Source organism: Clostridium sp. MCC353 (genome assembly GCF_018785315.1).
GTDB lineage: Bacteria > Bacillota > Clostridia > Lachnospirales > Lachnospiraceae > CHH4-2.
The window spans coordinates 80,114-103,347 of sequence record NZ_WQPN01000128.1 but is presented as its reverse complement, the minus strand read 5'-3'; the positions used below and the strand labels follow the sequence as shown (position 1 = coordinate 103,347).

Annotated in this window: 21 protein-coding genes; 18 read left to right on the top strand and 3 right to left on the bottom strand. The window is 47.5% G+C overall.

Going from position 1 to position 23,234, the window contains the following annotated elements; genetic code table 11:
- Positions 1 to 46: 46 nt before the first annotated feature.
- Positions 47 to 679, top strand: coding sequence for a cyclodeaminase/cyclohydrolase family protein (locus GPL15_RS21235; protein ID WP_215700673.1), 633 nt, complete (start codon positions 47 to 49; stop codon positions 677 to 679).
- On the opposite strand, the gene GPL15_RS21230 is transcribed toward GPL15_RS21235, so the two are convergent.
- Genes GPL15_RS21230 through GPL15_RS21220 form a run of 3 tightly spaced genes read right to left on the bottom strand, consistent with a single transcriptional unit; the run spans position 666 to position 3,076 of the window.
- A complete protein-coding gene (locus GPL15_RS21230; protein WP_215700672.1) occupies positions 666 to 1,454 on the bottom strand; it encodes an ABC-2 family transporter protein in 789 nt (262 codons plus the stop codon). The two genes, GPL15_RS21235 and GPL15_RS21230, sit on opposite strands and share 14 nt — an antisense overlap.
- A gap of 4 nt (positions 1,455 to 1,458) precedes the next feature.
- Positions 1,459 to 2,262 carry an ABC-2 family transporter protein gene (locus GPL15_RS21225; protein WP_215700671.1) on the bottom strand — a complete coding sequence of 268 codons (804 nt, stop codon included), beginning with the start codon at positions 2,260 to 2,262 and terminating at the stop codon, positions 1,459 to 1,461.
- A 13-nt stretch (positions 2,263 to 2,275) separates the two neighbouring features.
- Positions 2,276 to 3,076, bottom strand: coding sequence for an ABC transporter ATP-binding protein (locus GPL15_RS21220; RefSeq protein WP_215700670.1), 801 nt, complete (start codon positions 3,074 to 3,076; stop codon positions 2,276 to 2,278).
- A 485-nt stretch (positions 3,077 to 3,561) separates the two neighbouring features.
- On the opposite strand from GPL15_RS21220, the gene GPL15_RS21215 reads away from it, so the two are divergent.
- The 17 genes from GPL15_RS21215 (at position 3,562) to GPL15_RS21135 (ending at position 23,197) form a co-directional block, all read left to right on the top strand.
- Positions 3,562 to 4,179, top strand: coding sequence for an NUDIX hydrolase (locus tag GPL15_RS21215; protein ID WP_215700669.1), 618 nt, complete (start codon positions 3,562 to 3,564; stop codon positions 4,177 to 4,179).
- Between the two features lie 130 nt (positions 4,180 to 4,309).
- Complete coding sequence (locus GPL15_RS21210) at positions 4,310 to 5,155, top strand: bifunctional 5,10-methylenetetrahydrofolate dehydrogenase/5,10-methenyltetrahydrofolate cyclohydrolase (protein WP_215700668.1); 846 nt, start codon at positions 4,310 to 4,312, stop codon at positions 5,153 to 5,155.
- 193 nt (positions 5,156 to 5,348) lie between these two features.
- A complete protein-coding gene (locus GPL15_RS21205) occupies positions 5,349 to 6,221 on the top strand; it encodes an ROK family protein (RefSeq protein ID WP_215700667.1) in 873 nt (290 codons plus the stop codon).
- A gap of 65 nt (positions 6,222 to 6,286) precedes the next feature.
- A complete protein-coding gene (locus GPL15_RS21200) occupies positions 6,287 to 6,715 on the top strand; it encodes a DMT family transporter (protein WP_215700666.1) in 429 nt (142 codons plus the stop codon).
- Between the two features lie 306 nt (positions 6,716 to 7,021).
- Entirely contained in the window at positions 7,022 to 7,714 is a 693-nt protein-coding gene (locus tag GPL15_RS21195; protein ID WP_215700665.1) for a polysaccharide deacetylase family protein, read from the top strand.
- Between the two features lie 106 nt (positions 7,715 to 7,820).
- On the top strand, positions 7,821 to 9,197 hold the full coding sequence (locus GPL15_RS21190) for a sugar ABC transporter substrate-binding protein (protein ID WP_215700664.1): 1,377 nt from the start codon (positions 7,821 to 7,823) through the stop codon (positions 9,195 to 9,197).
- A 208-nt stretch (positions 9,198 to 9,405) separates the two neighbouring features.
- Positions 9,406 to 11,451, top strand: coding sequence for a glycosyl hydrolase 115 family protein (locus tag GPL15_RS21185; RefSeq protein ID WP_215700663.1), 2,046 nt, complete (start codon positions 9,406 to 9,408; stop codon positions 11,449 to 11,451).
- Positions 11,452 to 11,535: 84 nt separating this feature from the next.
- Positions 11,536 to 13,299, top strand: a complete 1,764-nt coding sequence (locus tag GPL15_RS21180; protein WP_215700662.1) for a sensor histidine kinase — start codon at positions 11,536 to 11,538, stop codon at positions 13,297 to 13,299.
- The gene (locus GPL15_RS21175; protein ID WP_215700661.1) at positions 13,292 to 14,815 is read left to right on the top strand and encodes a response regulator; all 1,524 of its coding nucleotides are present in this window, start codon (positions 13,292 to 13,294) and stop codon (positions 14,813 to 14,815) included. Before GPL15_RS21180 ends, GPL15_RS21175 begins: the two co-directional genes overlap by 8 nt.
- Positions 14,816 to 14,986: 171 nt before the next feature.
- On the top strand, positions 14,987 to 16,378 hold the full coding sequence (locus GPL15_RS21170; protein WP_215700660.1) for a sugar ABC transporter substrate-binding protein: 1,392 nt from the start codon (positions 14,987 to 14,989) through the stop codon (positions 16,376 to 16,378).
- Positions 16,379 to 16,443: 65 nt separating this feature from the next.
- Positions 16,444 to 17,355 carry a sugar ABC transporter permease gene (locus GPL15_RS21165; protein ID WP_215700659.1) on the top strand — a complete coding sequence of 304 codons (912 nt, stop codon included), beginning with the start codon at positions 16,444 to 16,446 and terminating at the stop codon, positions 17,353 to 17,355.
- A gap of 3 nt (positions 17,356 to 17,358) precedes the next feature.
- A complete protein-coding gene (locus tag GPL15_RS21160; protein WP_215700658.1) occupies positions 17,359 to 18,210 on the top strand; it encodes a carbohydrate ABC transporter permease in 852 nt (283 codons plus the stop codon).
- Between the two features lie 574 nt (positions 18,211 to 18,784).
- On the top strand, positions 18,785 to 19,240 hold the full coding sequence (locus GPL15_RS21155) for a hypothetical protein (RefSeq protein ID WP_252198541.1): 456 nt from the start codon (positions 18,785 to 18,787) through the stop codon (positions 19,238 to 19,240).
- A gap of 130 nt (positions 19,241 to 19,370) precedes the next feature.
- Entirely contained in the window at positions 19,371 to 19,946 is a 576-nt protein-coding gene (locus GPL15_RS21150) for a helix-hairpin-helix domain-containing protein (protein ID WP_215700657.1), read from the top strand.
- Positions 19,947 to 19,964: 18 nt separating this feature from the next.
- Entirely contained in the window at positions 19,965 to 20,666 is a 702-nt protein-coding gene (locus GPL15_RS21145) for a response regulator transcription factor (RefSeq protein WP_215700656.1), read from the top strand.
- A gap of 166 nt (positions 20,667 to 20,832) precedes the next feature.
- The gene (locus GPL15_RS21140) at positions 20,833 to 21,321 is read left to right on the top strand and encodes a GNAT family N-acetyltransferase (protein WP_215700655.1); all 489 of its coding nucleotides are present in this window, start codon (positions 20,833 to 20,835) and stop codon (positions 21,319 to 21,321) included.
- A gap of 28 nt (positions 21,322 to 21,349) precedes the next feature.
- Positions 21,350 to 23,197 carry a DUF6320 domain-containing protein gene (locus GPL15_RS21135; protein WP_215700654.1) on the top strand — a complete coding sequence of 616 codons (1,848 nt, stop codon included), beginning with the start codon at positions 21,350 to 21,352 and terminating at the stop codon, positions 23,195 to 23,197.
- Positions 23,198 to 23,234: the final 37 nt, after the last annotated feature.

Here is a 23,234-nt window from a genome sequence, read left to right as displayed (position 1 = left end):
AATAAACCCAACAGACAACCAGGATAGATGGAAAGTGAGGGACCATATGATAAAAGATTTAAAGATATCTGAGTTTTACGAAACACTGTCTTCCAAGGCGCCCGTACCCGGCGGCGGCGGCGCATCAGCCCTGGGCGGAGCCCTGGGAGCCGCTCTTGGCAGTATGGTGGGCAATCTCACCGTAGGAAAGAAACGGTATGCGGATGTGGAAGAAGAGGTTCAGGGACTGCTGGAGCGTTTAGAAGGCCTGGGCAGGGATATGCTTGTATTGGCGGACCGGGATGCGGAAGTATTCGCTCCGCTGGCGGCATCTTATGGACTGCCTGCCACAACACCGGAAGAGAAGGCCCAAAAGGAGCAGGTGCTGGAGAAGAACCTTCTGGCCGCCAGCCTGGTTCCTATTGAGATCATGGAAAAATCAGTGGAAATCATGGATATTCTGAAGATTTTGGCTGAAAAGGGAAGCCGTATGGCGGTGTCCGATGTGGGCGTGGCGGTCCAGTTTGCAAGAGCCGCGCTGTTAGGGGCTGTGATGAATGTTTACATCAATACAAAGTCCATGAAAAACCGTGAAAAAGCTGAAGAACTCAATGCCCATGCCGCAAGGCTGGTAAAGGCCGGTACGGCACAGGCAGATGAGATTTACGGAGGCGTGGCCGAAACGCTTATGACCCGGTAGACTGGTAGCGGCGAAGCCCGAATCTCCAGAAGAGCGCGGTTGGAAGGCAGAAAAGAAGAGCCAGGAACGGTAAAAGCGCATATCTGATATCCTGCGTCCGCCCGATCACATACAGAAAGGGGTAGTATTGAAACAGGGCAAAGGGCACCAGATAGGTGCAGATGGTCATTACGGTTTTTCCGTAAATACTGACCGGATATTTGCCATATTCCCTGGCTCCGTCTGTGAATACATTCATAAATTCCAGCCCTTCCAGCGTAAAGAAGCAGATGGAAGCGTAGATGATGAAAATACAGGCAAAAATCAGGGTGCCGCTGAAAATCATCAGAACCACGGTTAAGGTTCTGGACACCGTCCATTCCACCCCGCTGTTAACAACTCCAAACCAGAGCATGACCACCGCCTGCAGGAGCCGGCCCACCCGGGTCAGCTCTATTTTATTGCACAAAACCAGAAAAACGGTATTGTGTGGGCGGAGCAGAATCCGGTCGAATTCCCCGTTGGCAATCATGGTATTGAAGGTATCAAAACCCCGGAAAAAGGTCTCAGCCAGGGTAAATGCCATCAGTGAGACGGAGAAGCATAAAAGCACCTGGGAATAGGAAAAACCCTCTACCTGATGGAACCGCGCCATCATAAAATAAACGCCCAGAAACACGTTGAAAGAGATCAAAAACTGTCCCAGCGAAGTCAGAAAAAAGGACATTTTATGCTGCATCATGCTTTCCATGTGTATGGTCAGAAAATGAAAATATAGTTTTACGGTTCGTTTCATATGCTCAGCCCCCTTGTATGATCACTCGTTTTAACGCCCTGGATTCCAGCAGACGGCCGGCCAGTATCAGAGCGAAAAGCCAGAATATCTGAAGTCCCAGGCATTTTACCATAGTTATTCCGTAAATATCTCCGCTGTAGATCCGAAACGGCACGTTCTGCATGGAAGCGAAGGGCAGCAGTTCCACCGCCTGTCTGATCCCGTCCGGAAGAAATGGAAGAGGAATTACCGCGCCGCTTAAAAATTCCGACAGGGAAGTGACCATGAGCTTGATTCCCTGTGAAGAAATCGTATAGAAAACAGACATGTAGACCAGCATTCCAAAGGCAACCACAACCAGCGTTCCAAGGATCATTGACAAGAGAAACATCAAAGCAGTCATTAAGCCGCCAGGCAGCAGCAGCTTAAAGGGAGGCGGAAGAAGCAGCGAAAGGAACAGAACCGGAATACACCGCAGCACAGCTTTGGATAAACGCACCGCAAGCCCCCGCACAAACCACATGTTATAAAGCCGGATGGGGCGGCAGAGTTCATAGGCCACATTGCCTGTGGTGATGGAATCGAACAATTCCGCCTCCCAGAACCAGGTCATGAAAAGGGCGAGAAATGCCTGCTGAAGCCATACATAGCTGACTAAAGCGGGAAATGTCATGGGGAAATCCTGGCTGCCGCTCTGATAAAAGGCGCGAAAGAGCAGGATTTCCATAAATCCCCAAGTGAACTGGGTTACGACCCCGGCCGCTGCCGCCGCCCGGTATTGAAGTCCGTTGATAAAACGGATGCGGAAAAAGGATATGTATTTTTTCATAGGGCCGCCTCCTTTATATATCGTAATCGCGGTATAAGGCGGCCGCAATTTCGTCCAGCCCTGCATGTTCACCGGGGCTGTGTGATTTTAAGTCTTCTAAGTTTCCGTCCAAAAGAAGCTGTCCTCTTCCGATTAAAAGGACCCGGCGGGCCAGGGCTTCGATGTCCTGCATGTCGTGAGTGGTCAAAAGTACGGTGGTCTTGTGTTCCTTGTTCAAACGGATGATGAAATCCCGGACAGCCAGTTTGGATACGGCGTCCAGCCCTATGGTGGGTTCGTCTAAAAATAAGATTTTGGGGTTGTGCAGCAGAGAAGCAGCGATTTCACAGCGCATCCTCTGTCCTAAAGACAGCATTCTGGCCGGAGTTTTGATGATGGTTTCCAGTGAAAGGAGTTCGGTCAGTTCATCCAGGGTTTGTTTAAAACGGCTGTCCGGAACCTGATAGATGTCTTTCAAAAGTCCAAAGGAATCGATGACGGGCACATCCCACCAGAGCTGGGATCTTTGGCCGAAAACGACGCCGATCTCTTTTACATGTTCCTTCCGTTCTTTCCATGGAATCCGCCCGTTGATGAGACAGGTTCCTGAATCCGGGGTCAGGATTCCGCTGAGAATCTTAATGGTTGAACTCTTCCCGGCGCCGTTCGGCCCGATATAGCCCACCATTTCCCCTTCTTCAATGGTAAATGAGATGTCGTTCAATGCGTGAATGGTGTCTGCCTGCCTGTGAAACAGGGCTTTGACTGCCTGAGAGAAGCCTGCGCTTCTGCGATAGACCTTGAAGGTCTTTTGGATGTGTTCCACTTCAATCATAATGTCCTCCTGGTAGTAATATTTTGGTAACAGTTCAGACGGCGGGAAAATTGATAAAGAAAGAGGCGTTAAGCTCGCTTGTAAGCAGCTTTCTTTATCAATTTTCACATCGGATAGACCTCTGATGCTTCTTGACCGGCTTTTTCGGTTAAGAAGATGAGCCGTTTGAACGGTTATATATCTTGCCAAGCGGTGAGATACCGGTAACGATATCTTTCTCCGGCATGAGAGACGGAGATTCCGTGGTGAGAAAGAATTTAAATATACCACTGTGGGGAGGGATTGTCAATGAGGGAGAGGGATAACTGCATTCTACATGAGGGAGAGGGATAACTGCATTTTACCAGAAACTGGGGATGAAAAAGCAGGGAGAGGAACAGGAAGGGGGAGTTTGACATTTAGGCAGACGGATATTAGAATGAAGAGAAGTCAGACGAAATGTCCCGGTGATGAGGTTAACAGGCCGGGAGGAAACGGAGATTTTTATGAGTGAAGACAAATGGCTGGATTGGGCGATGGAACTGCAGAGTATAGCGCAGTCGGGGTTGTTTTATTGTAAGGATAATTATGATATAGAAAGATTTGAAAGAATCAGGGAAATATCAGCGGAGATGATAAGCGGTCAAACAAAAGTGCCTTATGAAAAGGTGTATCATTTATTCTGTAATGAGATTGGTTATCAGACACCAAAATTGGATACCAGAGCGGCAATATTCAAAGAGAATAAGATATTGCTTGTGGAAGAAAACAACGGTACCTGGTCATTGCCCGGAGGCTGGGTGGACCTCTTTGAATCAATTAAAAGCAATACGGAAAAGGAAGTGAGGGAAGAAGCCGGACTGGAAGTCGAAGCAAAGAAAATAATAGCGGTCCAGGATAGGGACAAGCATAACCTGCCAAGATATGCGTATGGAATCTGTAAAGTTTTTGTATTATGCGATATAATTGGAGGGGCATTTAAAGAAAATATTGAAACATTGGGATTTTCTTTTTTCACCCTTGATGAACTGCCTGAGTTGGCAGCAGAAAAAAATACGGTTGAGCAAATAGAAATGTGCTTTCAGGCCTTCCAGGCGGAACAGTGGGATACAATCTTTGATTAATCGCAACAGTTCAGACAGGTCCAAACTGCTGCGGCCGAAAAAACCATGAAAAATTTATGCCAGCTATTTCCTTTTATTTCGATCAATGGTATGATATTCGTTAGAAAAATATCTAAGGAGGTTGAACGCCATGCAGGTTCTGAAAGGTGCGCAGGTTTCTGCCGGAATTAAGGAAGAAGTACAGGAACAGTTGAAGCGTTTAGACGGATATGTGCCGAAGCTGGCCATTGTCAGGGTGGGGGAGAACCCGGATGATATGTCTTATGAGCGGGGAGCCATGAAGAAGATGGATTCTTTCGGTCTGGGCGTCCAGTCCTATGTGTTTGCCGGGGATATCAGCGACAGCGAATTTAAGGCAGAATTTGCTAAAATCAATGATGATAAAGAGATAGACGGAATCCTTCTTTTAAGGCCTCTTCCAAAGCAGATTAAAGAAGCGGATATAGAAAAGATGATCGATCCGGGGAAGGATTTGGACGGCATTTCGCCGGTCAATATCGCGAAGGTATTTGCCGGGGACAGCACTGGTTTTGCCCCGTGTACCGCCGAAGCGGTGGTGGAAGTGCTGAAGGCCAATGAGATACCGGTTTCCGGGAAACGGGTTACGATTGTGGGGAGAAGCATGGTGGTGGGAAAACCCCTTGCCATGCTCATGCTAAAGGAAAATGCCACGGTCACCGTCTGTCATACTAAAACCAAAGACCTGCCGGGAACCTGTAAGAATGCGGAGATCCTGGTGGCGGCAGCGGGCAGGGCACGGATGCTGGACGGAAACTTTGTAGGCCGTGACGCGGTCGTGATCGACGTAGGCATCAATGTGGATGAGGATGGAAAACTTTGCGGTGATGTGGATTTTGAATCCATTCAGGATCTGGCATCCATGGCGACTCCTGTTCCGGGCGGCGTCGGAGCGGTGACAACGGCCGTTTTGGCAAAACACCTGGTGCGGGCGGCTGAGGCCAGACAAAAATTTTAGGTATCTATAATTACAGGGAGTATTTGCTTCAGTAATTGTAACTGTTCAGAATGGCTGATCTTCCTGACCGAAAAAGCCGGTCAAAAGGCATCGGATGGACATCCGGTTTACCCGCCGTCCTGAACTTTTATCACGAATTATTATATTGAAGCGGTAGTTTTACATTATTATTAAGGGAAAGGAACCATGAATTATGAAATTAGGAGCATTAGAAGCAGGCGGAACCAAGATGGTCTGCGCAGTCGGCAATGAAAATGGTGAGATTTTTGAACGCATTTCAATTCCTACGGAAACTCCGGAGATTACGATGCCGAAGATTGTGGAATATTTTAAGGATAAAGGGATTGAAGCCCTGGGGGTCGGCTGTTTCGGACCCATCGACTTAAACCGGGATTCGGAAACATATGGGTATATAACCACCACGCCTAAACTGGCCTGGGCTAATTACAATATTGTGGGTACTTTAAAGGAAGGCCTGAATATTCCGGTGGGATTTGATACCGATGTCAACGGTTCAGCTCTTGGCGAGGCCACCTGGGGAATCACAAAAGGGCTGGAAAACAGCATGTATATTACCATTGGAACCGGAATCGGAGCCGGGGTCATTTCCAATGGAAAGCTGCTGCATGGAATGCTGCATCCCGAAGCCGGACATGTTTTATTAAGAAAGCACCCGGATGATCATTATGAGGGAAAATGCCCATATCACAAGACCTGCCTGGAAGGTCTGGCAGCCGGACCAGCCATTGAAGCCCGGTGGGGCAAAAAAGGCGTGGAGCTGGCGGACAGGAAAGAAGTATGGGAGATGGAGGCTTATTATATCGCCCAGGCCCTTGTGGATTACATTGTGATTCTTTCCCCTCAGAGAATCGTGCTTGGCGGCGGCGTGATGCATCAGGAACATATGATGCCGCTGGTGAGGGAGCAGGTGAAAGAACAGCTCAACGCTTATATCCAGACAAAAGAACTGGCCGATCTGGAATCCTATATTGTGCTGCCCAGTTTAAATGACAATCAGGGAATTATGGGAGCTTTAAAACTTGCTCTGAATGAATTGAATCTGTAAAAAATGTATAAAACCTTCTGTACAAGAGAAACTAAGACCAAACTTGTACAGGAGGTTTTTAAAATATGTGGGGAATTATTATCGCACTGGTATCAGGTGCGCTTATGAGCCTTCAGGGCGTTTTTAACACGGAGGTGACAAAACAGACCAGTATCTGGGTGTCCGCCGGCTGGGTGCAGCTGACCGCATTTATCATGTGTATTGTGATGTGGCTCTTTTCAGGAAGGGAACCGATTGCCGGGATTTTGGCCGTGAAGCCATGGTATATGCTGCTGGGCGGAATCATGGGAGCGCTCATTACTTATACCGTAATTAAAAGTATGGGAACTCTGGGGCCTGCCCAGGCGGCTTTAATCATCGTGGTGGCTCAGATCATCGTCGCCTACGGCATTGAAGTATTTGGACTGTTCGGAGTGGAGAAAGTTGGATTTGAATGGAAAAAAATATTGGGCGCAGTGGTGGCCATCGCCGGAATTATCATCTTTAAACGGTGACAATTAAAGGCGGTTACGGTTATTGTACTGTTATAACAAGTATAGACAAAATTTTGAAAAAAGCTGTTCCGGCATGGAGCGGCTTTTTGTTCGTTATATATACAGCAGATCATTGCTGCAAGTGGGCAGATCTGCCGCATCACTGCATCTGACCGCGTTTCCGGCAAGGTACCAGTTTCCCGGATCATCAAGACACCGGATGCCGGCCTATCCAATAATGTCGGATTTTTTCTGGTATTATGTTGAAAAATTCCATATGAATTTCAAAAATAAGAGCTATGATAGAAGACAGGAGGTAAAATTATTATGATTCAAGGTAAAAAGAAGTTTTTGACTTTCAGTTATGACGATGGTGTAACGCAGGATAAGAGGCTTGTTAAGATATTCAACCGGTATGGATTGAAAGCAACATTCAACATAAATTCAGAACTGCTTGGAACGCCTGGGTATTTAAGGCGGGAAAATATGTGGATCGGACACAATAAAATAGAACCGGAAGAAGTGGCCGGGCTATACAAAAACCATGAAGTGGCTGTTCATACGCTTACGCATCCTCATCTGCCGGAATTAAGCGATGAGGAAGTTGTACGCCAGGTTGAGGAGGACAGAAAACGGCTGGAAGGTCTTACCGGTCAATCGGTTGCAGGGATGGCATATCCCGGAGGCGGTCTCACCCATGACGATCGTGTGGTGGATCTTATCAGAACCCGGACAAAGATACAATACTGCAGAACCACCAAAAGCAGTTATGGATTTGATGTACAGGATGATCTGCTGCAATTTAAACCCACGGTATATCATCTGGAGTTCGATAAGATGATGGAGCTTGGGGAGGCATTTTTATCCCTGGAGACAGATATTTTGCAGATTTACTATATCTGGGGCCACAGCTATGAATTTGACTATTATGACACCTGGGATCGATTTGAAAAGTTCTGTAAAATGATGAGCGGGCGGGATGATATTTTTTATGGAACAAATCGGGAAATACTGCTTTAAAAAGTCGTTTTTTTCCTGAGCCTTTGTCGGAATAATACATTGGAATGTGTTTTGTTTCTGATAAAATAGGCAGTAACAAATGAAATTCAGTAAAGGAGAGGATTATATGAGAAGTAGAATGAAACGGGTATTGGCATTGGGTCTTGCCGGTGTCATGGTAGGGGCGCTGGCAGCCTGCGGCAGTGCGGATAATAAAGCAGATCAGGCCTCCAGCGCTCCAGCTGGCAGCACAAACGGAGTAGAGAGCACAGTTGGAGGGGCCGGGGCTCCTGTAACCCTGAAGTTTTCATGGTGGGGGAATCAGAACCGTCATGATTATACCCAGAAGATTCTTGATAAGTATACGGAACTTCATCCGAATGTGACGTTTGAGGCAATGCCGTCCGGGTGGGATGGGTATTTTGACAAATTATCCACTCAGGCGGCATCCGGTTCCATGCCTGATATTGTCCAGATGGATTACTTATATATTACCACTTATGCAAAGAACAACTCTCTTGCAGATATGCAGCCCTACATCGACAACGGCGCTATTGATGTTTCCGGGATTTCGGAGGCTGTTTTAAATACTGGAAAAATCGATGGCAAGCTGGCCGGAGTTGTGGGAGCTACCGGTTCGCTTGCGGTAGGCTATAATCCGGAGGTGTTTAAAGAAGCTGGGCTGGAGGAGCCGAATCAGTCAGGGGACTGGACCTGGGATGATTTTGTGGATACAGCAAAGAAGGTGAAGGAGACAACCGGAAAGCTTGGCGTCACCACAACCGGCGTGGTGGACGACACGAATTTATTTAACTATTGGGTAAGGCAGCATGGAGAGCAGTTGTTCAGTGATGACAAACGGTCGCTGGGATATAAGGAAGATCAGATTTTTGTAGATTATTTGAACCTTTGGAAGGATCTGATGGATGCCGGCGCTGCGGCAAATCCGGATGAATATGCCCAGATTCAGACGCTGGGACAGGAGGCAGGGCCGGTTGTTACCGGAGATGCGGCTATGATCAATGAAAACAATAACTATGCCAGCAAGCTGAGCAGCAGGAATAGTAATTTAAAGATCACCACGCCTCCGGTCAACAGCATTAACCCCAAGGCCATGTGGAATAAGCCGGGATATTTCCTTTGTATTTCAGACACATCTAAGGTGAAGGATGAGGCGGCAGCGTTCATCAGCTGGTTCCTGAATTCAGAGGAGGCCAATGATATTATGATGGCGGAAAGAGGCGTTCCTTCTCCGGCAAATGTAAGGGAATTTTTAATCAATTCCGGAAAAATGGATCAGAAGCAGAATGAAATGTTTGAATACGCGGATACCGTCCTTGACTTCTCAAGTGAAGCGCCCGCTCCGGATCCGATCGGTATTGCGGAAGTGGGAGAAAGCTTTAAAAACTGTGCCTATAAAGCATTTTACGGACAGATATCCACCGAAGAGGCAGCAGCGAATTTCAGAAAAGAAGCAGATGAGATACTTGCACGGAATAATTAATTTATAATGCAGTAGTAAAGCTAAATGTCCTAAAACTGAGAGGAAATATATCCAAACGGTTTTAGGATATTTTGCTGTATGGCATCTGCCCCCGTTTCGGATGAAAAAGTCGCTATTTTACAATGAGAATGCAGGAAAAAGCCATTTGTTTTACCCGTGGGAGCCTTTACAATAAAGAAATAGAATAGACAGAGAGGAGTTTGTGAACATGCAGAATACCCATTTTGTTCTTACCAGGAATGTGAACATAGATACGGAAATGGATAATGAACCTGTGAGGCGCGCCATATCGCGGTTTTACCGGGATCTTGCAATGACGCTGAAACCGTCTGACGAACCCGCAAAGGAGGGCGGGCCGGGGATCATACACCTGATAAAGGGAGACCTCCCGGCGGAAGAATTTTATATCCGGACTGAGGACAGCGGAACTATGGAGATAGCGGCTTCAGAGGAGCTGGGATTCATCTACGCCTTTTTTTATATCAGCGAGCATTGCCTGGGAATACTTCCGTTCTGGTTCTGGAACGACCAGAAATTTGTAAAACGGAGCAGGATAGAAGTACCATTCACTGAGTATCATTCAAAGAGAAAGCCGGTGGCCTACAGGGGATGGTTTATCAATGACGAGGTTCTGATCAGCCGGTGGAGTGCAGAGCAGAGCACGGAGTATCCATGGGAGATGGCATTTGAGGCCCTGCTGCGATGCGGCGGCAATACGGTGATCCCCGGAACGGACAGCAATTCCAAAAAATATGCGGATCTGGCTGGAAGTATGGGGTTGTGGATGACCCAGCATCATGCGGAGCCTTTGGGAGCAGAGATGTTTCTGCGGGCGTACCCGGATAAAATCCCTTCCTTCAAAGAGTATCCTGATCTTTTCCGCGGACTCTGGGAAGAGGGGATCAAAAGGCAGATGAAGCATAAGATCATCTGGAATCTCGGTTTCAGGGGACAGGGTGACACCCCCTTCTGGGAGAATGACCCCCAGTACGATACCCCCAAAAAGAGAGGACAGCTGATCAGCAGCATCATGAAGGAACAGTATGACCTGGTTAAGAAATATGTGGATAATCCCGTATTTGGCACGAATCTGTACGGGGAGACCATGGAACTGTACCGGCAGGGATATCTTCAGCTTCCGGAGAATGTGATCATGATCTGGGCCGATAACGGATATGGAAAAATGGTGTCCAGAAGGCAGGGGAATCATAATCCGCGCGTTCCTGCGCTTCCGGAAAAGGAGCTCCGTAACAGAAGCCACGGCGTCTATTATCACGTGTCATTCTATGATCTTCAGGCCGCCAATGTGCTCACCATGCTGCCCAATTCCATGGAATTTGTAAAAAAGGAACTGGGAAACGCCTACGATCACGGCATCCGGACACTGTGGCTTGTAAACTGTTCCAATATTAAACCCCATATTTATCCTCTGGATTTTACGGCGGCTTTATGGAACTGTCTGGAGACGGAGCCGGAAGAACATCTGGAAACTTATCTGCGTCAATATTATGGCAGTAAATCTTCGGCGGAAATGAAGGCATGCTTTGAGGATTATTTCCGCGCTGCGCTTCCCTACGGAGACAGGGAGGATGAACATGCGGGGGAGCAGTTTTACAATTATGTCACCAGGGTCCTGATCCATCAATGGATGAAGGACGGAGGAAAGGCGGCCAGTGAGGAACTCCGCTGGTGCGGGGCTGCACAGGATTTTGCCGGACAGGTTTCATGGTTCGTGTCAAAGTGTGAGAACGCGTATCCGGGTTTTGCACGGCTGCTCCATAGATGCAGGGTTGTGGCCAGTGAACTGGGAGACAGCAGCGGCAGGCTGTGGAAGGATTCCCTGCAGCTGCAGGCAAACATCCACGCCTGCTGTCTGGAAGGGGTGATCTGCTTTGGAAAAGGATATGCCGCATATGCGGCCGGTGATTATCTAAAAGCCTTTTACGAAACCGGCCGGGCGTCAGACTGTTTTGACCGGGCGGAGAAAGCCATGAAAGAATGCTGCCATGATAAATGGAAGGGATTTTACGACAATGACTGTCAGACAGATATAAAGGAAACGGCGTACCTGCTTAAACTGCTGATGGGATACATCAGGAACCTGGGGGACGGGCCGTATTTTTATCAATGGCAGAGGCAGGTGATCTATCCGGAAAAGGACAGGAAGATCATGCTGTTATTAAACTATGAGAACCATTTAACAGATGAAGAGCTGTACCGGGCGATGAAAGAAAAGGACTGGGGCGGATTTTGATGAAACAGCGGTTTTCTGATTTTGCAGTTTTGCCGATTTTAGTTTATACTGATATAAAAAGTGAACGGTCCCGGGAGGCAGACAATGAAAAAATACAGAGGATACTGGTATCAGAAGTATCGCGATTTAAAACTGGCCGAAAAGATGATCATTATTTATGTACTGATGCTGGGAATCTGCTTTTTGATCAGTATTACGGCGCTGCAGGTCAGTTTTAATATCTATGACGGGAAATTATATGAGAAGTCCTTGCAGGAACTGGATTTTTTTACCCAGGAGGTGAACCGGAGTTTAGACCAGGTGGAGGCGGTTTCCTATAACATGACAATGGATTTAAAGATTCAGGAACAGCTTTCTAAAATGAAGACTCTGAAGCATTTTACGGCGGATTATTCTTATGAGGTCTATCAGCTCCGCATGCTTTTTAACAATGAACTGACCAACTCCAATATGATCTCCAACATGCTGTACACGGATGGAGATACAACACAGTTTGTGGTGGGCATTGCAACCGGGACCATCCCGGGAGAGCTGTATGATTCCGTGATGAACCAGTTCCATGAGGCCAAAGGCGCTTATGTGATTCAGCAGCCGACAAAGGATTACCCCTATCTGCTGACGGGCCGGGATATCAGGAAGCACATCGACGCGAGCCTGGAATATCTGGGGAGCCTTCTGATCACCTGTGACGTATCCGGCATGATCGAGAAGAATATTGATGATCTGGAAGCGGAGAGCTCCGCCCTCTGTGTTTACTCGGATGAAGGTGTGATCTATGAAAACCAGGAGAATATGATGGAGCGGCTTCCCAGGCTGGAGGGAGACAGCGGATTTCAGATCATAAAAGAGCGGGGACAGCGGTATTTTGTATGTCATTTAAAATCCTCCAAAACAGGATGGACCTATGTGAATGTATTTCCCTATTCGGAAATCTACGGACAGAACCAGAATCTGCGCTATCTGATGTTTGGCGGCTTTCTGCTTCTATTCCTTGTGTCTGCTCTGATATTAAAGAAGCTGGCACATATGATCGTGAAACCGTTAGAGCATCTGACGGAAAGCATGCAGATTGTGGAAACCGGGGATTTTGACCGGGCCAGGGAATTTTTAGGGACCAGTACGCAGAAGGACGAGATTGGCCTGATGGCTCAGGAATTTAGAGTGACATTGGATAAAATCGATAACTTAATTCATGAGAACTATGAAAAACAGATTCTTCTGAAAGATACAAAGTATAAGATGCTGCAGGCTCAGATCAATCCTCATTTTCTTTATAACACGTTAAACAGCATCAACTGGATGATCCGGGCCCGGAAAAATGATGAGGCGGCGGAGATGACGGTGGCGCTGGGAACGATCCTGCGGTCCGCCCTGAATAAGCAGCAGTATGTCACCCTTGAGGAGGAACTGGACAGTCTGAAGAAATATATGACGATCCAGGAATACAGATACCGGAAACGGGTGGTATTTTCTGTGGAGTGCGAGGCATCGGGCAGATACCTGATTCCTCATATGACATTGCAGCCCTTGGTGGAAAATTCCATCTACCATGGGGTCGAAAAGATGCTGACGCCATGTGCGATTTCCGTTGTGATTAAGGAAGACGAGGAGCGGATCGTCATATCTGTCTCCGACAACGGCCCGGGCATGACAAAGGAGGAACTGGAGGCAGTCCGCTCATTTACCGCGGAGCCGAAAGGACACGGCATCGGCATTAAAAATATCTATGAACGGCTGAGAATGGCATTTGAGCAGGAAGCGGATTTTCATATTAACAGCGCCTGTGGAAAGGGCACTGCTGTGACCATCAGGATTCCGAAGACGGAGGTGATGAAGAACGATGATTAAGGTATTATTGGTAGATGATGAGGACATTGAGCGTGAAGCCATGGCGGAGATCATACCGTGGGATAAGCTGGGCATGGAACTGGTAGACATGGCCTGGAATGGAATCGAAGGGCTGGAGAAGATACGGATTCATCAGCCTGATATCGTGATTACAGATATCAAGATGCCGGTAATGGACGGGATCCAGCTGATTGGGAAGACGAAGGAACTGTACCCGGACATGCTTTTTGTTGTGCTGTCCGGTTATGGGGAATATGAATATACCAGCAGGGCCATGGAACTTGGAATCCGGCATTATATTCTGAAACCCTGTGATGAGGAGAAGATTGTGGAGGTGCTTAGGGGGGTGAAGGAGGAACTGGCCGAATTGGAGTACAGACGGGAAGCGGAACAGGAATACCGGAGAACCTATGCCCGTATGATCCCACGCGTAAAGGAACAGATCCTCGGCATTTTGATCCAGGAAAAAGAAGTGTCAAAGACGGATGAGATCCTGCTTCAGAAATTCATGGAAAATGTCACAAATTCCTTTGTCCTGCTGGGCATTCAGTCCTCCAGGGAACTGGACCAGCTGGATAAGTTTGTTCTGACTAACATATTGACAGAGCTTTTGGGAGCAGAGAACATCTATATGAATACCTCCACAAAGAAGGAGATGATCTATCTCATTCCGGAGAAACTGGCTGATAACCTGCGGCCCCTGCTGATCAAGGTTCAAAAGGAATATGGAAAGTACAAGCAGGACAGACTGCGTTCGGCTGCCAGCAGGGCCGGCGGTATTGAGGAGGTCAGCCGCCTTTATGTACAGCTTCAGGAACTGCTCTTTTTGGGCGACCTCGAAGGAACGAAGGAGTTTGTCAGTTTTGATCATCTGGGAGAGAACAAAGACAGCGGCATTATGGTTCTGGATTATGACAAGATCAGGGCGGCAAAGGATTATGCCGGGGTGATGTTTGAGATCTATTCTTCTTATGTAAAGATGGAGATGAGCGGGTTTTCGGGTAAAAAGACGGCGGATTCCTTCCGTTTCTTCCTGGAAGTCTTCTGCGGCAGAAAAGACTGGGAATGGAAGAATGAGGAGATCTGGGGAATCCTGGAGGCGGTGATTGAGGAGTGTGCCGCGTTTTTAGGCCTGTCATTGCCGGATACAAAGGATGGAAACCGTCTGAAACATATCCTTTACGGCATTTACCGGAATATCAAGAATCCGGATCTAAGTCTCCAGTATTTGGCGAAAGAAGTGCTGTTTATGAATGAAGATTATTTTGGACGCTTTTTTTACCGCAGTGTCAATGAAAAATATTCTTCGTTTCTGCTCCGGGTCCGGGTGGAACTGGCAAAACGGCTGATGGCCTTCAATCCGGACATACGGATATCCGAGTTAGCTGAGCAGATCGGTTATCCGGCTGACGGCCAGTATTTTGCAAAGGTATTCAAAAAGAATACCGGGATGGTGCCTTCTGAATACCGGAAAATGCTGACCTTAGATGCAGGTCGGAAAATTACAAATGAATGAAAAACGGAGCGTTTTAGAAAAAAATCTTCTTTCTTGAACGCTCCGTTTTCTTGCTTTAGTCGGAATTTTTCAGACAGGTAACCTGGAAATTCCATTCAGCTATATGAGAGAAAACAGTATAATCAGACTATAGAAACAATAAAACCTGAATGGAAAAGGAGAGATGCAGATATGAAAAAATCTTTGAGAAAATTGGCGGCATTAGGCATATCGGCAGTTATGGGGTTATCGCTGGCAGGCTGTGGTTCAGGCAGCAGCGGAGGGACAACGGCAGCAGGAAGCGATCCGGCGGCTTCCTCCGTAGAAAGCTCTGCGGCAGGTACGCAGGCGGCCGGTACGGAAAATGAAGGCGGGCCGGTAACGATAAAAATTACCTGGTGGGGAGGCCAGGGGCGTCATGATTACACCCAGAAGATGCTGGACGCATACACAGCCTCTCACCCGAATGTGACATTCGAGGCAATGCCATCAGGCTGGGACGGGTATTTCGATAAACTGGCAACCCAGGCGGCATCCGGTTCCATGCCTGATATTGTACAGATGGATTACCTTTACATCACAACTTATGCGAAAAATAATTCGCTGGCTGACTTACAGCAGTTTGTAGATGACGGTACCATTGACACGTCGAAGATTGACGAAAATCTGCTCAACACCGGCGAAATTAACGGAAAGTTAAATGGACTGGTGCTCAGCAGCTCCTACATATCGGTTGGCTACAACCCGGAAGTTTTGGCGGAAGCGGGTGTGGAAGAGCCGACAGGAAGCTGGACCTGGGATGATTTTATCAGAACGGCTGAAACCGTGAAGGAAAAAACGGGCAAATACGGCATGGCCGGCGGTCCGGTGGATGATACCAACTTATTTAATTACTGGATCAGACAGCATGGAGAGAGCTTATTCAGTGAGGACAAGAAGGCAGTCGGTTATGCGGATGACAAGCTCTGTGCCGATTTCATCAAAATCTGGGCGGACTTAATGGCAAAGGGCGCGGCGCCGAACCCGGATGAGTATGCGGCAATCCAGACCCTGGGAGAGGAAGGCAGACCGGTTGTGACTGGAGACGGCGCCATGCTGACGGAGTGGAACAACTATGCGACAAAGGTCAGCGGCGCCAATGACAAACTGAAAATGGTGACCCCGCCAATGGCAGCCGGTTCTGATACCAAAGGGCTTTGGATGAAACCGGGTATGTTCTTCTCAATTGCAGATACATCCAAAGTTAAGAAGGAAGCGGCAGAGTTCATTAACTGGTTTGTAAATTCAGAGGAAGCCAACGATATTATGATGGCGGAAAGAGGGACGCCGGTATCCTCGGATATCCGTGACTACATGGTTTCATCCGGCAAGCTGTCGGATCAGCAGTCAGCCATGTTTAAGGGTGTGGAAGATGCCCTGGCTTTCTGTGGGGAGACGCCCGATCCTGATCCGGTGGGAATGTCTGAGGTGAACGAATCCTTTAAGAATGCAGCTTACAGTGCATTCTACGGGCAGGTGAGCCCGGAGGAGGCGGCAGCCAAATTCAGAAAAGATGCGGACGCAATCCTTTCACGCAATAACTGACGGACAGAAGGAGAGGCTGTAAAAACGGCCTCTCCTGACAGGAAAGAAGGGAATGAATACGAATTATGAAGAATAAGAAAAAAAGAGCTGTTATGAAACAGCCTGACAATGCAGTCGCTTATCTGCTTATGGCGCCCTGGCTGATTGGATTTGTTGGAATGTGGCTGATCCCCGCGATTATATCCATATATTATTCTTTTACGGATTTTAATCTGTTAAATACGCCTAAGATCATTGGATTTGCCAATTACGCCCGCGCCTTTACCCAGGATGAGACATTTGTGCAGGCCCTTAAAGTGACATTTTTATATGTTCTGGTTCTGGTACCTTTAAGGCTTACATTCGCCCTGTTTGTTGCCATGCTTTTAAATAAGAAGCACAGGGGCCTGGGCCTTTACAGAACCCTTTACTATGTCCCTTCCATCATCGGAGGCAGTATTGCGGTTTCTGTTGTATGGAAGCAGATATTTGGAAATAAGGGCGTGGTTATGACATTGCTTTCCGTATTTGGGATTCAGCAGTCCACCTCGCTTTTGGGCAATCCCAGGACAGCCCTCAGCGTTATCATTCTTATGGGAGTATGGCAGTTTGGCTCGTCCATGTTAATTTTCTTATCTGCTTTAAAGCAGATTCCGTTTACTCTGTATGAATCTGCCATGGTGGATGGGGCGAAGCCTTCCTATACATTTTTCAGGATCACGCTTCCGATGCTGACACCCACCATCTTTTTCAATCTGATCCTGCAGATCATCAACGGGTTTCGTGTATTTACGGAAAGCTATGTTATCACCGACGGCGGTCCGTTAGACAGCACCCTGTCTTATGTGCTTTACTTGTACCGCCGGGCCTTTACCTACTTTGATATGGGATACAGCTGCGCGCTTGCCTGGATCCTGGTGGCGATCATCGCGGTATTTACCGTAATCATATTCAAAACACAGAAAAACTGGGTATATTATGAGTCGGAGGAGGGATAATCAATGGGAATGCACACAAAGAAAAAAATAAATTCAGCATTGTTTCATATTGGAGCGTGCGCGTTGGGCTTTTTAATGATCTATCCCCTGTTATGGCTCCTTGCCAGTTCCTTCAAGAGCAATGATACCATGTTTTTGGACACTTATTCTCTTATCCCGAAGGTATGGGATGCGGCTGCCAACTATAACAGCGGCTTTGCAGGCATTGGCGGTGTGAGCTTTGCGTCATTTTTTGCTAATTCAATGCTTGTGACGGTTATCGGAACTGCAGGGTGTGTGTTAACTTCTCTGCTTGCGGCTTATGCGCTTTCCAGGCTCAAATTCAAGTTTGCCGGCTTCTGGTTTGGCTGTGTGATGATGACCATGATGATCCCCCCACAGGTCATGGTCGTTCCTCAGTATATTATCCTTAAAAAGCTGAATCTGATCGACACCAGGACAGCCCTTGTCCTTCCATGGATATTTGGAGGCGCGTTTTTCATCTTTTTGATGGTTCAGTTCTTCCGCGGGATTCCGAGAGAACTGGATGAAGCAGCAGAGATCGATGGATGCGGAAAGGTTAAAACCTTATTTTGGATCCTGATTCCAGTGGTGAAGCCGGCCATCATTACATCTTCCATCTTTGCCTTCTACTGGATCTGGCAGGATTTCTTCCAACCGCTGATCTTTATGAACAGCGTGAAGCGCTTCACCATTCCACTGGCGCTGAATATGTATCTTGATCCGAATTCTTATAATAACTACGGTGGTCTGTTTGCAATGTCAGTTATTTCACTGCTGCCGGTTATTATCTTCTTTATCATTTTCCAGCGGTATCTGGTGGATGGCATCGCTATGGATGGAATAAAGGGATAGGTTACTGTTCACGGCCCCCGCTGGCGGACCCGGCCTGTCGGCTGTGACGTTTTGCGGGGCTCCGTTTTCCGCCGTTTGAACTCATAGTTTCGGCCAGGACAACTCTAAGACCGGAAGGGGCTAGAAATAAGGGAACCGATGACATTCATCGAGAAGCCCTGAAGGCCTTCTCGATTCAGGTCCTCTGAAAATCTGACTTTGAAAGGTCAGATTTTCTCCCTTATTTCTAGCCCCTTCCAGTCTAAGAGTTGTCGATGGCCTGCAAAAATCGTTCAAACGGCGGAAGACGGAGCCACGCAAAACGTCACGGCCGACAGGCCGGATCCGCCAGCGGGGGCTGTGACCAAGGATAGCGGTAGGAATTTGAGAATGTCAAATATGAAGAAAAGAGAATATTGAGTGAAATTTCAGGTCAGCCAGATCAAAAATGGCTGGCCTTTCTTGGAGTTTGGGATGAGAAATCTCTGGCATTCCTCCTAATTTGGCAGCGGATACAGCGCCATACGAAAGCTGCCCCCAAACATTAAAATCTATGTTATAATCGAAATACAGGAACCGGAGAGGAGGGCAGAATATGGTAAAGAATACTACTGAAGAAATGCTGAAGACATCATCTCATATAAAAGATAATATCAAAAAGAGCTTATTATCCGCATTATTGCTGACGCTGCTTTCTGTAACCGCCTGCCAAACCCAGCCGGAAGTCCCAGATACGCCTACAGGATATGCTTCTGATGAAATAGACCAGCCTCAGCTCATGTATGAAAATGAACGTTATTATTACAGTGCGGCTGGTTTTGATCAAAAGCTGCCGGACGGATATCTTCTCGTTGGTGAAGTCGGATCTGTGGATGATAAACATGAGCCGGTTGAGAACTTTGCAGGAAGCCGTTTAGAGGTGGGACAGAAGATTTACGCCGATGAAACAGACAAAGATTCCATTTATGTGCAGTATGGAGACGGCTATGCAGAATTTGTCAGGCCGGCATCAGAGCTGCCGGATGGTTTGCCCCGATATGGCGATGAATAGATGAAACTGGCCTCCGAACAGTAACCCGAGGTGTCAAATAAGTGAAAATGTACTTGTATTTGATGGGCTATTTAGGTAGAATAATAATATGGCTGAAAGTGGTATCCGACTAATTTTAAGGAGGGATACCATGGAACAAATAAACAGAAAGACAGTACTGATTGTCATATGTATGCTGGCTGCAGGCATATGCTACAGCTGCGGCGGGAAAAATGGCCGGGAAGAGGCATTTTTGGAGACGGCGGCTTTGGAATCTTCCGTTTTTTCGGAGACGGAAACCGCGGCGCCGGCCTGCTGTTATGTGCATATATGCGGAGAGGTGAACTCCCCCGGGGTATATGAGGTGGCGGAAGGAAGCCGTATTTTTGAGGTGGTGGAACTGGCAGGCGGATATACGGACGCGGCAGCATCCGACTATCTGAATATGGCGGAAATTGTCACGGATGGTATGAAATTAATTGTACCTGTAAAGGGAGAAGAAGCAGTTCTTCCGTCTTTTGGGGAAAGCTATGACAAGAAGGTAAATCTGAACACTGCTACAAAGGAAGAATTGATGACTTTGAAAGGAATAGGTGAAGCCAGGGCGGCTGATATTATCAGTTATAGGGAAAAACATGGTGAATTCCGGAATGTGGAAGAGATCATGAAGATTCCCGGTATTAAGGATGCCGCATTTCAAAAGATAAAGGATGACATAGTTGTATAGGTAAAGAAGAGGTGGATTATGGCAAAAGTTTTGGTGGTAGATGATGAGAAGTTAATTGTTAAGGGAATCCGTTTCAGCCTGGAACAGGACGGGATGGAAGTTGACTGTGCTTATGACGGTGAAGAGGCAGTTAACCTGGCGAAGGAAACGGAGTATGATGTGGTTTTATTGGATGTGATGCTTCCCAAATACGATGGCTACCAGGTGTGCCAGGCGATCCGCGAATTTTCTGAGATGCCCATTATCATGCTTACGGCAAAGGGCAATGACATGGATAAGATTCTGGGACTGGAGTATGGAGCGGATGATTACATCACCAAACCATTTAACATATTGGAAGTCAAGGCTCGGATTAAGGCGATCATGCGCAGGAATTCCAAGAAGAACAGAAGGGACGCCCAGCAGGAGCGGAAAGTGGTTACAGCCGGGGATTTGAAGCTGGATGTGGAAGGCAGAAGGGTATTTATCGGCGAAAAGGAGATCAACCTGACCGCCAAGGAATTTGACCTGCTGGAACTGTTGGTGTGCAATCCGAACAAGGTTTACAGCCGCGAAGCCCTGCTTTCCTGTGTATGGGGAAATAAAGCCATGGAATCCGGCGATGTGAGGACTGTGGACGTACATGTCAGAAGGCTGAGGGAAAAGATCGAACCCAGCCCCAGTGATCCCAAGTATGTCCATACCAAATGGGGCGTGGGATATTATTTCAGAATTAAATAGTAACCGTTCAGACGGCGGGAAAATTGATGAACATCCGATGCTTCTTGACCGGCTTTTCGGTCAAGAAGATGAGCCGTCTGAACAGTTGCATTCAAATTTACAAGGTTGTCGCAGCCGGTTTATGACGGATTGCGGCAACTGCTTTTTATGGATATGGAGGTACAATATGGACTATCAGATAAGAACAGTTAGAAAGACGGATTTGGACGATGTGACCGCGGTGGAAGCGGCCTGTTTTCCGGCGGCGGAGGCTGCGGGCCGGTCATCATTTGAGCAGAGGATCGGCGCGTTTCCGGACAGCTTTTTTGTGGCTGAAAAGGATGGAAAGATTATAGGTTTTATCAATGGATGTGTGACGGATCAGAAGGTGATCTGTGATGAGATGTTTGCAGACAGCAGTTACCACAAACCGGACGGCGCGTACCAGAGTATATTCGGGCTGGATGTGATGCCGGAATACAGGCAGCAGGGGATCGCGGCAGGGCTCATGAATTATTTGATTGAGGACGCCAGGAAAAAAGGGCGTAAGGGGCTGATCCTCACCTGTAAGGACAGGCTGATCCATTACTACGAGAAATTCGGTTATGAGAATATGGGCATTTCCGGATCCACCCACGGCGGAGCGGTCTGGTATGATATGATTCTGGAATTTTAAATATGTAGATCAGGGAGAAGGCGGGCCGATGAAACGAAATCCCCAGGGAAGACGCTGGCACAAACTGGATAATACGGGGAAGATTTTTCCTCTTATAGCGAACGAGAATTTAAGCAATGTGTTCCGCATATCGGTTACATTGAAGGAAAAGGTGGAACCGGAACTTCTGCAGCAGGCGCTGGTTGAGGTGCTGCCATGGTTTGAAGGGTTCCAGGTGAAACTGAAACGGGGTTTTTTCTGGTATTATTTTGAACACAATAAGAGAACTCCCTATATAGAAAAGGAGAGCACCTATCCGTGCCGGTATATTGATCCTAAGAGCAGCCAGCTCTTTTTATTCCGGGTCAGTTATTATGAAAAGAGAATCAATCTGGAAGTATTTCATGCAATTACGGATGGGATGGGAGCGGTTAATTTTTTACGGGAACTGACCTACCGGTATCTGCAGTTAAAGCGGGGGATCAATCCGGACGGCGGCAGCCCCAGCGCCGCTTGTGTTACGGATGTGGAAGACAGCTATTTGAAAAACTATAAAAAGATGCCCAATAAAAGGTACAGTTCCAAAGCGGCGTACCACTTAGAGGGTGAGTATCTGGCCCAGGGGGCGGAAAATATCATACACGGCTGCGTGGATTTAAAGGAGTTAAAGGCCGCCAGCAAAGGAAAGGGCGTCAGCATCACCAAATATTTGACGGCCTGTCTGATCTGGTCTATTTATGAAGAATATCTGGGCGGGCTTCCGGGCAGACGGCACATAGGCGTCAATCTGCCCATTAACCTGAGGGCGTTTTTCGGATCGACCACCACTTCGAATTTTTTCGCGGTGACGGCCATCGATTACCAGCCGGAAGGGGAACATGAACCATTTGACCATATATTGGATCTGGTGAGCAGGCAGATGGATGATAAGATCGTGAAAGAAAAGCTGGAAGAAACCATTTCCTATAATGTTTCCAATGAGAAGAAATGGTATGTGAGGATCATTCCGCTTTTTGTCAAATGGCTGGCGCTGGGCTTTATTTTCCGGAGAAATGACAGGGCCCATACCATAACCCTGTCCAATATCGGCCCCATTGCGGTGGATGAAGAGTACCGGGACGAGATTGAACAGTTCCATCTCATCATCGGCGTATCCAAGCGGCAGAATGCGAAATGCGCAGTCTGCGCCTATGGACAGGATGTGATGATTTCTTTTACCAGCGTATTTGAAGACAGCTGTCTGGAAGACCGGTTTTTTGATAAACTGAGGGAAGACGGCATCCACGTGCAGGTGGAGACGAATGGAATTGCCAAAAAAGAGTGTGATAAGGGAATGTATCCCCAGATCGAATATAATCCCGGGAAGTGGAAAAAACTGATCAATCTGTTTTATGCGGTTTTGCTGACCGCGGCTGTGATTGTGGGAGTTGTAAATTACGCCACATATTCAGGTCTGTGGTGGTCGGGCATCGCGATTCCGGGCATTCTCTATGCGGCGCTTACGTTCCGGTATTCCATTTTAAAACATGCCAATCTGGGGAAATCGGTGATGATAGAGACGGTAGGGCTGCAGGCGCTGCTGTTTATGATTGACTGGGTTTTGGGATACCAGGGATGGTCGGTAAACTACGCGATTCCCAGCACCATTTTGTTTGCCGACATCGCGGTTGTATTTTTGATATTGGTGAACCAGCTTAACTGGCAGAGCTATTTTATGTACCAGATCGCCATCACCATATTCAGTTTTATCCCGATTATCCTGTGGGCGTTCGGACTGGTGACCAATCCGGTGATGGCCATCATAACCGTGATCCTGTCGGTGCTGATCCTGACGCTGACCATTTTATTAGGGGACAGAAGATTTAAAAATGAATTGATCCGAAGATTTCACCTGTAAGGGAGACAAAATTTCAATGCGCAGGGCGCGCAGATAG

Coding starts and splice junctions, on each gene's coding strand:
- GPL15_RS21140 (WP_215700655.1), top strand. CDS start 20,833: ATGGACTATCAGATAAGAACAGTTAGAAAGACGGATTTGGACGATGTG.
- GPL15_RS21150 (WP_215700657.1), top strand. CDS start 19,371: ATGGAACAAATAAACAGAAAGACAGTACTGATTGTCATATGTATGCTG.
- GPL15_RS21230 (WP_215700672.1), bottom strand. CDS start 1,454: ATGAAACGAACCGTAAAACTATATTTTCATTTTCTGACCATACACATG.
- GPL15_RS21145 (WP_215700656.1), top strand. CDS start 19,965: ATGGCAAAAGTTTTGGTGGTAGATGATGAGAAGTTAATTGTTAAGGGA.
- GPL15_RS21135 (WP_215700654.1), top strand. CDS start 21,350: ATGAAACGAAATCCCCAGGGAAGACGCTGGCACAAACTGGATAATACG.
- GPL15_RS21175 (WP_215700661.1), top strand. CDS start 13,292: ATGATTAAGGTATTATTGGTAGATGATGAGGACATTGAGCGTGAAGCC.
- GPL15_RS21220 (WP_215700670.1), bottom strand. CDS start 3,076: ATGATTGAAGTGGAACACATCCAAAAGACCTTCAAGGTCTATCGCAGA.
- GPL15_RS21235 (WP_215700673.1), top strand. CDS start 47: ATGATAAAAGATTTAAAGATATCTGAGTTTTACGAAACACTGTCTTCC.
- GPL15_RS21155 (WP_252198541.1), top strand. CDS start 18,785: ATGGTAAAGAATACTACTGAAGAAATGCTGAAGACATCATCTCATATA.
- GPL15_RS21180 (WP_215700662.1), top strand. CDS start 11,536: ATGAAAAAATACAGAGGATACTGGTATCAGAAGTATCGCGATTTAAAA.
- GPL15_RS21215 (WP_215700669.1), top strand. CDS start 3,562: ATGAGTGAAGACAAATGGCTGGATTGGGCGATGGAACTGCAGAGTATA.
- GPL15_RS21195 (WP_215700665.1), top strand. CDS start 7,022: ATGATTCAAGGTAAAAAGAAGTTTTTGACTTTCAGTTATGACGATGGT.
- GPL15_RS21165 (WP_215700659.1), top strand. CDS start 16,444: ATGAAGAATAAGAAAAAAAGAGCTGTTATGAAACAGCCTGACAATGCA.
- GPL15_RS21170 (WP_215700660.1), top strand. CDS start 14,987: ATGAAAAAATCTTTGAGAAAATTGGCGGCATTAGGCATATCGGCAGTT.
- GPL15_RS21160 (WP_215700658.1), top strand. CDS start 17,359: ATGGGAATGCACACAAAGAAAAAAATAAATTCAGCATTGTTTCATATT.
- GPL15_RS21185 (WP_215700663.1), top strand. CDS start 9,406: ATGCAGAATACCCATTTTGTTCTTACCAGGAATGTGAACATAGATACG.
- GPL15_RS21210 (WP_215700668.1), top strand. CDS start 4,310: ATGCAGGTTCTGAAAGGTGCGCAGGTTTCTGCCGGAATTAAGGAAGAA.
- GPL15_RS21225 (WP_215700671.1), bottom strand. CDS start 2,262: ATGAAAAAATACATATCCTTTTTCCGCATCCGTTTTATCAACGGACTT.
- GPL15_RS21205 (WP_215700667.1), top strand. CDS start 5,349: ATGAAATTAGGAGCATTAGAAGCAGGCGGAACCAAGATGGTCTGCGCA.
- GPL15_RS21200 (WP_215700666.1), top strand. CDS start 6,287: ATGTGGGGAATTATTATCGCACTGGTATCAGGTGCGCTTATGAGCCTT.
- GPL15_RS21190 (WP_215700664.1), top strand. CDS start 7,821: ATGAGAAGTAGAATGAAACGGGTATTGGCATTGGGTCTTGCCGGTGTC.